Here is an 11,887-nt window from a genome sequence, read left to right as displayed (position 1 = left end):
ACAATTAAAGATGGCAGTGGGGCAACCGTTGGAACAGGAACTGCGAATGAAGCAGGAGCTTACACCGTTACTCTTCCAGGTTCAGTCGGCCCTAACGCACCAATTAGTGTTACAGCAACCGATGCCGCTGGAAATGTGAGTGCTCCAACCTCAGCGAAAACTCCAGCTGATCCTAAGGCTCCGTCAGATACTACAGCTCCTAATCCTCCAAGTGTAGATACCGTGACTGGTAACACTGATACAGGTTATACGGTTGGTGGTAAGGGGGAACCTGGATCCACAATAACAATTAAAAACCCAGCAACTGGTGAGGTTTTGGGAACTACTATAGTGGATAAAGATGGAAACTATAGCATCAAACTTCCGACGGGGGTTAAACCGGGTACTCAACTTACGGCTACCGCAACTGATGCTGCAGGAAATGTAAGTGATCCAACAGACTTTATTATTCCGGCCTTGACTTCTGGAATGGCAATAGGTAATAGTGGGGATAATATGGGTGGTAAGTATTTCTCAAGTGGTAAATTACCAGCAACAAATGGTGCAGACACTGGCTGGCTTGGTGTAATTGGAACAGTCATTCTATCTCTGCTTGGTAGTCTATTGTTCTGGCGTAAAAATAAAAAGGAGGATGAAAGCTAACACCAATAAAATTTTTCAAACAAATAATTAGTTAAAGTTTATAAAATACGATAGAATAAGAGAGTCAAGGCATATCCAACCTTGACATCTCTGAAATTCTTTTCAAATTACAAACATTGAGCCAGTCCATTCGACTGGCTTTTTTGTTATTTAATGGGGTATTCAAATTATCTATATCAAAAGTAAGCTTTTTTCTTCATAAAATGTTATTTTTTTGGTATAATTACGTTAAGAGAATGAAATGATTCTCTATATCCTTTAGATTTTTTTTAAGCTATATAGTAGTTTTAGAGGTGGCCTGTTCGGTTAATCATCTAAGAGCACTAATGGGAGGAAATCAATTGTCTAAAAAAATATCAGTAAAAGTGGTCAAAAATAGTAAACAACAAACAGAGAGAAATACTCTGCTTGCAGACACCTTTGAAAACCGATGGTTCCAAAACGAATGGAAGCATAAATTTAAGACATTAACTTCTGGGGGGAGAAAATAAGTATTAAACAAAAGCCATCAAAATGATGGCTTTTATTATTTAATAGGGGTATGCATAAAAACTATAGTTTAATAACAAAAAAATTAAATAAAAATAATAATATATATTGACAAAAAATGAAATATTTAATATAATATATTTGTAAATGAGAGAAAAATAATAAAAAACAAAAAAGGAAATTATGCCATGATTAAATTATTTTCTTCGACAAACTGTAGCTCAAGTAAAAAAATGAAACAATGGTTAATTACAAACAAATTAGAATTTGAAGAGATAAGTATCTTAGAAAATACTTTATTAAAAAAAGATATCTTAAGAATACTCTCATTAACAGAAACTGGAGTAGAGGAAATTATCTCTAAAAGAAGTAGTGCTTATAAAAAACTATCAAAAATCATTGATTTTGATGCGCTCACTCTAAATTCACTTGTAGAGTTAATTGTTCAGAATCAAAAATTATTGCGTCGTCCACTTGTGGTGGATGAACATAGGTTGCAAGTAGGCTATAACGAAGATGATATTCGTAAATTTCTTCCACGAAAAGTCAGACAGCTTGGCTTGATAACCGCTATTGAAAATGTTCGAATTTGGGATCAGGCAAAATAAGAATATCTAGTGAGGGTTTGTTGAATTTTCAAAATATCTCTGTCTTATATTTTGAAAGTTAATTTTTGATTTTTGACTAATAAAAAGCTACAATTTTAACTATAAATAATTTGTTATCTATAAATTACTATAACTGAACTCGTTTAAAAATAGCGAATTCAGTTATTTTATGGAAAAAATATGTAGATTGAGAGATAAAATGAGAATTACAATTGCCGGTGCAGGAGCGATGGGGAGTCGTTTTGGTTTAATGCTTCATAAAGGTGGCAATGAAGTAACCCTTATAGATGGATGGCCTGAACACGTTAAAGCGATTAAAGAGCATGGTTTGCGAGCTAATTACAATGGAGAAGAACTCACCGCTCATCTATCGGTTGAGTTACAATCTGAGATTTCTTCTAAAGAAAAAACAGATTTAATTATTTTGTTTACAAAAGCCATGCAATTAGATAAGATGCTACAAGATATTAAACCATTAATTGACGAGCATACCAAGGTACTTTGCTTACTAAATGGAATTGGTCACGAAGATACTATAGAAAAATATGTTTCGAAAAATAATATCTTTATTGGTAATACTATGTGGACTGCTGGATTAGAAGGTCCAGGTAAAGCTAAATTATTTGGTGATGGTTCGGTTGAGCTACAAAATCTTATTTCAGGTGAGGAAGAAACAGCTAAAAAGTTAGCAGAAATATTATCAGAATCGGGACTGAATGCTAAATATTCTAACAATATTCATTATTCTATTTATAGAAAAGCTTGTGTTAATGGAACAATGAATGGCCTTTGTACTATTTTAGACACTAATATGGCCGGATTAGGTGAAACAAAACCAGCACATGATATGGTTGTTACTATTGTTAATGAATTTGCAGCAGTAGCAAAATTTGAGAATGTAAACCTTGATATTGCTGAAGTAGTTCAGCACGTTGAAACCTGTTTTGATCCATCCACAATTGGATTACATTACCCTTCTATGTATCAGGATTTGATTAAAAATAATCGATTGACAGAGATTGACTATATTAATGGGGCTGTTTCACGTAAAGGTAAAAAATATAAGGTAGCCACACCTTATTGTGATTTCTTAACACAATTAGTTCACAGCAAAGAAGAGTTATTAAAAGCAAAATAATAAATAATTGAATTTATTGAAATACTAGTGTTAATGCTAGTATTTTTGTTTTATCAGATACTCTATCAATGAATAATATAAAACTATTTGATAATGTTATAATGAAAGGTGAATATTATAAGGATTAAGATTATTTTTGGGGGATAGAGATATGAAATTTTTACACACATCAGACTGGCATATTGGAAGAACACTCAATGGTTTTTCTTTATTGGAAGAACAAAAATATGCATTTGAGCAAATTTTATCTTTGGCAAAACAAAATCAAGTTGATGGAATTATCATTGCTGGAGATCTTTATGACCGAGCAGTTCCGAGTGCAGAATCAGTCATAACATTCAATCAGATGCTGAGAGAGATGAATATTATAGAAAAGTTTCCTATTTATATGATTTCAGGGAATCATGATGGAGCCAAAAGACTAAGTTATGCTAAGGACTGGTTGGATTTTAATAATTTACATCTACGAACATCTCTTGAGGAAGCCTTTATTCCAGTGGAAACAAAAGAAACTCAGATTTTTTTACTTCCCTTTTTTGACCCAATGGATGCAAGAATATATTTTTCAAATCAGGGATTAGATGAAGAAGACACAAAACAAATTAAGACAATTGATGATGCGATGACATTGGTAATTTCTAAGATGAAAAGTCAGTTCAATAATAAGAAGAATCAGGTTTTAGTCACTCATTTTGCGGTGAGTCCTCATAAAGAAGAAATTGTTTTAACAAGTGAAACCTCATCTAAAGTAGGTGGATTATCGACCTTAAATGTTTCACAGTTTGCAGATTTTGATTATGTTGCGTTAGGTCATATTCATACTAGGTTAGCTTCCCCAAGTGATAAAGTACAGTATTCGGGAAGTCCAGTAAAATTTAATACCAAAGAAGCGTCAACACAAAAAGGAATCTTTGTTGTTGAAATTAAAGAAAAAATGCTCAATTCTAACTTTCTTCCACTACAAGTTAAAACAGATTTAGTAGTTCTTGAAGAAGAATGGGAGCAACTAATAAACCGTGATTTTTATGAAAGGCAACCACTTAATAAAGCTTGGTTTGCGATTACAATTAAAAATTTTGATCGGACGAAACTCGTGGGACAAAATTTACGTGCCCAACTCCAAAAGATTTATGGAACAATTATAGAACTTGACTATCAATTTGAAAACAAACAATTAACAAGAAGTAGGAGTCAAGATATTGAAGCGTTAGATAATGTGGAAATTCTTTCTAGTTTTTATAAATTTACTACAGGGGAAACGCTAGATGATGTACAAACAGCAATCATCGAAAGTACATTTAATGAATTAGAAGGAGAAAAATAAAAATGAAGCCTATATATTTGGAAATGAATTATTTTGGCCCCCATGAGAATTCTGTCGTAGATTTTCGACTGCTAGATGAATCTCCTGTATTTCTAATTAGTGGGGACACAGGCGCTGGAAAATCCACGATATTTGACGCGATGACATATGCGTTGTTTGGAATAACAACGGGTGATAGAGATGCCAAAGAAATGAGAAGTCAGTTTGCAACAGCTGATGATAGGACAAGCGTGACTTTTTATTTTGAACAAGGAAATCTTTTATACAGAATTGAAAGAAGTCCTGAACAAAAACTCTCAAAGAAACGAGGCAGTGGATCTACTCTTCAAAAATCAACAGCGAAATTAGCTATTGTAGATAGAGTAAAAGGAATCGAGAAAAATAATATTGCAATAAATCCTAAAAACGTTGGAGAAGAAATCACTCGTCTTTTACATCTGAATGCCGAACAATTTAAAAAAATAATTCTTCTACCTCAAAATGATTTTTCGAGATTTTTGAAGTCTTCTACTCCAGATAAAGAGGCAATATTAAAAAGAATATTTGGTACCTACATTTTTACATCTTTTAGCAATGAGATAAAGGCTAAAAATTCAGAGATGAATGCTGTTTATTTAGAACATGATCGAAAACAACAAAATTTATATGAATCATCAATTTGGAATCCTATTGAATTAAAAGAACTAGAAGATGCAGCTGAACAAGAAAAACTGGATCTAGTCACGTCTCTATGGAAGGATCGTGTTGCGAGAAAAAATGAGATAGAAGGTCAAACTTTTGAACAAGAAGAAAAAGTAACTTCGATAGAAATAGCTTATAAATCCGCGTTGGAATTAGAAAATCAGTTTAAAAATCTAAATAATTTAGAAAATGATTACCAGCAGAATATTATTGAAAAGTCAGCTATTTTTGAAGAAAATTCCGAATATCTAAAAAAATTGAAATGGGCCTCTCCCTTAAAAGAAAGTATTCATGAATTAGAACAAGATATAAAACAGTCAAAAAGTTTAAAAAATAATATTGCTGGGATAATTTCTGAAAAAGCAAAAGATGAAATTCTTTTGAAAAAATTAACAAACGAAAAAGAGGACTTAAATAAACAGCAAGAAAATATTAATGGGAATAAAAAAGCAGCAGAAAAAATATTTATCCAGATTCAGCTATCACTTCAAGTAGAAAAAAAACAATCAAAGGTAGAGGAGTTAAAGTTAGAGCAAGCTGATAATCTCACACTACTAGAAAGTTTTAAAGCTAACTTGGGACAAGCAGCCGAAAATATTTCAACTCTTCAAGATGATGTTATTTCTGATGATTACTTTATTAATAAAAGAGAAGAGAGAAATCAATTAGAATTAACGTTTCGAGGGAAATTAATTCCGACCTTTCAGAAAGTGAAACATTCAAAAGATGATATTGTTGGGTTAGAATTAAAATTAAAAGAAAACACAATAACGCTTTCTGAAAATAAGGACAATCTAGAAAAGGCTAAATTTGCTTATAATGAAAAATTAAAAGGTAGAAGACGCTTGATGATCGCACAGCTGCAATCTGAGTTGCAAGAAGGCGAAGCATGTCCCGTGTGTGGTGCATTAGAACATCCGTTTACAGAAACTATTGAAGAAAGCTCTTATAAAGAACTTGAAAATTTATTGAAAGAGATTGATGAATCACAAAAGAAACAAACAGTCCTTTTGGAGAAAAATAAACAATTACAACAATTAAAGACTGAACTTAAAACTAGTCTTGATTTGAAAAAAATAGAGGCAGATGAGTTTGAAAAAGAACTTTCAATTCTTTATAGTGAATTTATTGCTGATTATTCACAAATATTTCCGGATTCCTTTGATGAAGTATCTATTGAGGAAAGTCTTTTAAATTTAACGAAATCGTTAGAGTTGGAAGAGGTAAAAAATGATGAAACAAAAGTAAAGCTTGCTGATTTGGAGTCAAAAAAACTTGAATTACAGGAAAAAGTAAAAGACTTTGAATATAGTAATCAAGAGTTTAATAGACAGATAGAAAATTTAAACGCTGAAATAACGGAGATAGGGATTACTGAAACAAGTTATAATTTGATAAGGAAGCGAAATAGGCTAATGGAAAAAGCTGATTTATTTGAAAAACATCTGTCAGAACTAATGGCACAACTTTCAGATATTAAAATAAAAATTTCTTCACAAACGGCCAGCTTAAATTCATTTGAAAGCCAAGAAGCAACATTACTTGAAAGGATAAGCGCCAATAAAGAAAAAATAAAAGAAAAATTTTCTGAGCAAGAGGCATTCACGACAGAATTTCAAATATTAAAAGAGTGGGCTTATGATGATGACTTAATTCAGATTTCCCAAAAAGTTGAACAATATAAAGCAGATAAAGCAAGATTGAAAGTCGAAATTAAAAATATTCAGCAATTAATTCAAAATAAAAAGCGACCAAATCTTGCATTGATTGAAGAAGAAAAAAAACAGACAAATGAAAACTATGTTTTTTTGCAAAAAAAATTGGTGTCTGCTGAAAATGAAGTAGAGCAAGCGAAGTTGATCCTTAGTGAATTAAAAAAAGTTATAAAAGAACAAGATAAGGATGCTAGCAAAAAAGCTGCAATTACTAAGCTTTATAATGCAATTTCTGGTAGAGCTTCCGAAGATAAACTAAGGCTTGAAACATATGTGGTTCAAAATTATTTAGAAAAAATTCTTGATTATGCTAACCTTCATTTTATTAATCAGTTGTCAAACAATAGATATCGATTTGAACTTGCTGGCGAGGGAAATAATCGACGAATGGATCATGGCTTAGATATTAATATTTATGATAATGAAACAGGGGCGACTCGTTCAGCTGATACCTTATCGGGTGGAGAAACATTTATAGCCGCATTGTCAATTGCTTTGGCTTTAAGTGAAGTCGTACAAAATACAGCTAATGGTGTCCAAATAGAAGCACTATTTATTGATGAAGGATTTGGTTCTCTTGACCAAGAAACATTACAAAAAGCGATGCAAGCTCTTGAACAAATTGGTGAAAATAGATTAGTTGGAGTAATTAGCCATGTAGAGGAAATGAAAGCAACTATTGGACAACAAATTATCATAAATAAAATGGGGGATGGTAGAAGTAATATTAAACCTGTTATTAAATAATTTTTTTTATGCTAACTAAAAATGATGTAATATTTCTATTTCAGTTGTAGCTTTGTGTTCAAGTAAATGTTATAATTACTCTAACGTATAAGAGTTATAGGAAGAAGCAATAAGGGAAATTGTAAATTATGAGGGAGTTAAAGGATTTTCTGCCACTTGGGAGTGTAGTTTTACTTGCTGGTGGAAGTGAAAAATTGATGATCATTGGTTATAAGCAAGTAGGGTTAGATTCAAATAGTGAGCTAGACTATTCAGCAATAGTAATACCAGAAGGATATAAAGATCTCAAATCAATTCGTTATTTTAATCAAGAAGAAGTTGTTTATATTTTTCAAATGGGTTTTTTAGATAATTAATTGAAAAGATTATGGAGTTAGTTCTATGAAAAGGCAGGGGTTTTATATCTTTTGCTTTTTTTTATTGTTTACAATTACTGTTGATGGCAAAAAATAAGAATTTTTGTATGTCTAAATCTTTTTATTTCGCTTTAAAAAAAATACAACAAATATTATTGGATTCTTAATGAAAGAAAATAATTTGTTTATAGCAATTATTAGGTTGATATTGGGCTTTTACTCGATTTTTTAACAATTATGAATAATTATTCATTATAGGAAGTGAGTTTTTGATGAATAAAAAACTATTTGTCTATAGTGTAATCTATATAAAACTCTTTATCAGATAGGAGTTGTGTCTTAAAAAAATATCAAAAAGGAAACTATTTATAAAAGCGAATTATGAATAATACTTCCAAAGACTTGAATTATTATTAATTTAAATGTATTATGTTATTGTGAAACAATTTTATTTTAAACGAAAAGGAATCAACTATGGAGAAACTTAAGAAAGAAAATCTCAAAGAAGTAAACACTCAATTTCGTACTTGGAAATCTGGTAAAACTTGGCTTTATAGTTCTGCAGTTATTGCATTTATATTAGTAGGTGCTTTAGGAACTGAACTAGACGTACATGCAGATGGACAAGTTCTTAGTTCAGCGGGTGCTACTGGGACGGAAAATACCGCAACCGGAGGTTTAGGATCTAATGCCACCGCAGGCGCTGATAATGCCTCATATGCTAATTCACTGCAAAGTTCAATCACTTCTTCAAATATGGTGGTTGCTAGTAGTTTAGCAGCTACCTCAAGTGTGGCTAGTTCTACAACTGTAACGAGTACGAGTAACGTTGTTTTAAGACAAGATGGAACTTCAGTAATTTCAAACTCTTTAGGCTCTACTGCAGCTCCAACAGGACTTCCAGAAACTAAAAATACAACTAATACTGACGGAACTTATAGTGTTAATAGTTCTGTTAACAGAGTTGATTCCTCAGCCTCACCAGCTTTAGGAGTTACAAATAGCACAGCATTGAATAATAATGGGGCAATACAAGCTGGTAGTAGTGCAAACTCTTCAACATCATTTGATATTAAGCAAACTCAAATAGTACCTTCAGGAGAACCAGCTAATGATATTCTGTCTGGGGGGAATTATTCATGGACAGTTGAAGCCCCTTCTGATTTAGTAGAGGCTGGTCTATCAGTAGCAGATACCAAAGTAATTTATGTAGCAAATCAGGAATCGACAGCTAATTTACAAGGGACTACAACAACTCTCGCTGTAAAAAATAATGCAACGGCACAAACAATTGGTGGTTCTTATCAAATAATAAATGAAGGAGCTCAAAGTTACTATCCGAACAATGTGGTGGGAAGTGAAGGGTTTGTTCAATCAACTTCTACAACTGCAAAAAATTCTGCTATTGCATCCTCGATTGCTGATTTGTCAAAAACTACTAGTTCTATGGCGATTGATTATGCTTCATTGTCTGCCGCAGAATCACAAGCAATTGCAGTGGGTGGATTTAATGCAAGTGCGGCTTCTTTACTTACACAGATGACGAATCTATTGACTAGTATTACTGCAAATAGTACAGCCATTGCTTCAATGCAAAATATGATGAGCGCAGAAGAAACTGGCTATATCGTCACTTCAGCAGCCAGTACTGCAATGGTTAGCATTCAATATACTGCTGACTCAAGTACGACAGAAGCTTTAGCTAATACTCTTGGAGGTGCAGTAGGAAGTGTGGCTTCCCTTGTAAATGATATAGCTGCAGGTGCGGGCTCTGCTTGGGTTTCAACTACTGATACAATCAATCAAATTTTGAATGGTAACTTAGCTTCCTCTCTTGCAACATATTTTACTGGTGCTTTAGAGGCAGTTATTGATCCAGCTGTAAGTGTTCCAGACAACGTCCTTAAGTATGTTGGACTCTCAGCAACAGATTATGTGAATGGAATTATTTCAAGTTCAGTAAATACTATTCTTTCGCCTTTTAACCAGTTGTCATTTAATTCTATTTTAAATGGCGGTCAACAACAACTTAATAATTTAATTACTACAGTTTTAGGTACTGAAATATCTATTCCAAATCCACTTACTGGAGGAGCACTTTTCTCTGGACCTACTATTGGTGAACTTTTAAAAATTAATCCTACTAGTTTTGAACAAGGAATTTATAATGTTGCTACTCAGATTCAGTATATAACTACAGTTGCAGCGACAGCTTTACAACAGTATGGTAATAATGTTCAGTTTGCAATAAATTCTATTAATGAATCTGGAAAGGTATTGGCAAATGCTAGCTCCCCAACGAGCGGAATATTTACTGAAAATTACCTTGCACCAGTTGTTGATAACGGTGATGGTACCTTTACCGTTCAAGGAAGTGGTCATGGCTTTATTACTGCTGTAGCTAACTGGGCAACTAATCTTGTGACAAATTATACCCAATCAGTAGGTAATGAACTGGGAACGATTGTTACTCTACCAAGTTCGATTACAAATCTATTTGATGATTACTCAAGTAATACTTCTTATACAGGGCTTGCTATTGTAGATAACTTTTTGAATGGTATACTCAATACAACCACGGCAGCTTATAGTACCGCTTTAAAAGGATATAATTCTATTGTCCAAGGATTACAAGCAGATATTACAAATAGTTTAACAAGCGGAACTAATAGTATAGGGTATTCTTTAGGTCAAACTTTAGCAGGAATAGGCAATATTGCTAATTTATCAAATTCTGCTATTGCTGGTTCAATACAAGGAAATTTAAGCAGCCCACTTGATGCTAGCCAATTTGGTATTGGTGTGATTGATGGTGTTCTCAGCCTTGGTGGGAATGTTGGTGCAAATGGTACAGGAACAGCTGCTATTCCTACAATAACAGCATCTGCAACTATGACAGTTGGGTTTACAGCACAAGACCCAAGCAGTCAGATTAGTCAAAACCTTGCATACGAAAACTATTATTATCAAGGTCAAAAAGCTGTTACAGGATTAAATCAGGATGGTATGTTTGTACCCGAAACGTTTGTAGTTAAACCAACTTTAAATGGAGCAACTACAACAATGGGGACTGCTGCAGCATCTACGCAAGGAGGGAATACTGCGGGAGTAAGTTTAAACAGCGCTCCTACACAGGCTGGTTATACAACAATTGTCTATCAAATGAACAATGAAAATATTAACCCTATAATTGCTCCAACTAGTGCTGTAACAATTACGACCCAATCTCAAACCGTATTTGTTGGGGATCAATATTCTCCAGATGCTGGCTTCGTTTCTGCAATTATCACTGGAGGTAAGAGTTTATCATTTGATGAACTCAGTGTATCTGGATACGTTAATACAAACTCAGTCGGAACTTATACAGTAGATTATAGTTACATTGATCCTATAACTGGTAAAATTTATAAATCATCTGCGCCAGTTTATGTTGCTTCTGGTAATCACCAACTTGCGGGAGCGTATTTACAAGGACAAATTTATGCGGATGGAAACCAACTAGCCTATGATTTTGTTCAAGTTGAAAATGATATGATGGACGCAAATACTTCTCAACCTACGGAAGGGACCCTTTATGACAGCCATACAGGTAAAATTATTGCTACCGCCCATGGAAATATGGTAGTTGATAATATCGGTTCTGGTCATGTTGTTTTGACTTATAACTTTGATGCTTCAAGTATTCCTGTGGGAGACATATTGACAAGTACAGTTACTTTTGCCGACCCAATTACTCTACCTGGGTCAGGAAGCTTGACGGTTGTTGCACCAAACAATTCAAATAGTTCTAGCACGACAAGTAATAGCAGTAATGTTGCATCTAGTTCTAATAACAGTGCTGAAAGTTCTAGTGCAACTAATAATTCAAGTATAGCTAGTAGTTCCTCAAGTTCTATAAGTAGTTCAGCTGCAACAGGAGGTGTAACACTTCCTGGTGAAGGATCACTCACGGTTGTCCCTCCTACCGGAACCACAGATCCAGGAGTAACTGGTCCAACAGGTCCTGAGGGTAAAGAGCCAGATATTAGCATTGGAGAAAATGGTGATTGGTATATTGATGGAAAAGATACGGGAGTTTCAGCACAAGGGCCAGCAGGTGTAGCAGGTAAAGATGGTGCCGATGGTCAAAATGGTACAAATGGTACAAATGGTAAAGACGGAGAAAGTCCAACACTTACAATTGGAAA

General features: G+C 33.6%; 8 protein-coding genes. All 8 read left to right on the top strand.

Annotation, left to right across the window (positions count from 1 at the left end; translation table 11 throughout):
* Window positions 1-642: LPXTG cell wall anchor domain-containing protein (locus IAE52_RS11270; RefSeq protein WP_200136801.1), on the top strand; the 642-nt coding region annotated here is incomplete at its 5' end.
* Window positions 643-968: 326 nt separating this feature from the next.
* Complete coding sequence (locus IAE52_RS11265; protein ID WP_003131055.1) at window positions 969-1,133, top strand: hypothetical protein; 165 nt, start codon at window positions 969-971, stop codon at window positions 1,131-1,133.
* A 186-nt stretch (window positions 1,134-1,319) separates the two neighbouring features.
* Entirely contained in the window at window positions 1,320-1,739 is a 420-nt protein-coding gene (locus tag IAE52_RS11260) for a Spx/MgsR family RNA polymerase-binding regulatory protein (RefSeq protein WP_010905888.1), read from the top strand.
* Between the two features lie 199 nt (window positions 1,740-1,938).
* Entirely contained in the window at window positions 1,939-2,877 is a 939-nt protein-coding gene (locus IAE52_RS11255) for a 2-dehydropantoate 2-reductase (RefSeq protein ID WP_021722833.1), read from the top strand.
* Between the two features lie 151 nt (window positions 2,878-3,028).
* Entirely contained in the window at window positions 3,029-4,201 is a 1,173-nt protein-coding gene (locus IAE52_RS11250) for an exonuclease SbcCD subunit D (protein WP_109991014.1), read from the top strand.
* A 2-nt stretch (window positions 4,202-4,203) separates the two neighbouring features.
* Window positions 4,204-7,344 carry an SbcC/MukB-like Walker B domain-containing protein gene (locus IAE52_RS11245; RefSeq protein ID WP_109991013.1) on the top strand — a complete coding sequence of 1,047 codons (3,141 nt, stop codon included), beginning with the start codon at window positions 4,204-4,206 and terminating at the stop codon, window positions 7,342-7,344.
* 128 nt (window positions 7,345-7,472) lie between these two features.
* Window positions 7,473-7,700, top strand: coding sequence for a DUF4176 domain-containing protein (locus IAE52_RS11240; protein ID WP_109991012.1), 228 nt, complete (start codon window positions 7,473-7,475; stop codon window positions 7,698-7,700).
* A gap of 474 nt (window positions 7,701-8,174) precedes the next feature.
* The coding region (locus IAE52_RS11235) for a bacterial Ig-like domain-containing protein (protein WP_200136802.1) at window positions 8,175-11,887 on the top strand (3,713 nt) is incomplete at its 3' end.

Source organism: Lactococcus sp. S47 (assembly GCF_016517475.1).
GTDB lineage: Bacteria > Bacillota > Bacilli > Lactobacillales > Streptococcaceae > Lactococcus > Lactococcus lactis.
This window is presented reverse-complemented; position numbering and strand designations above follow the sequence as displayed.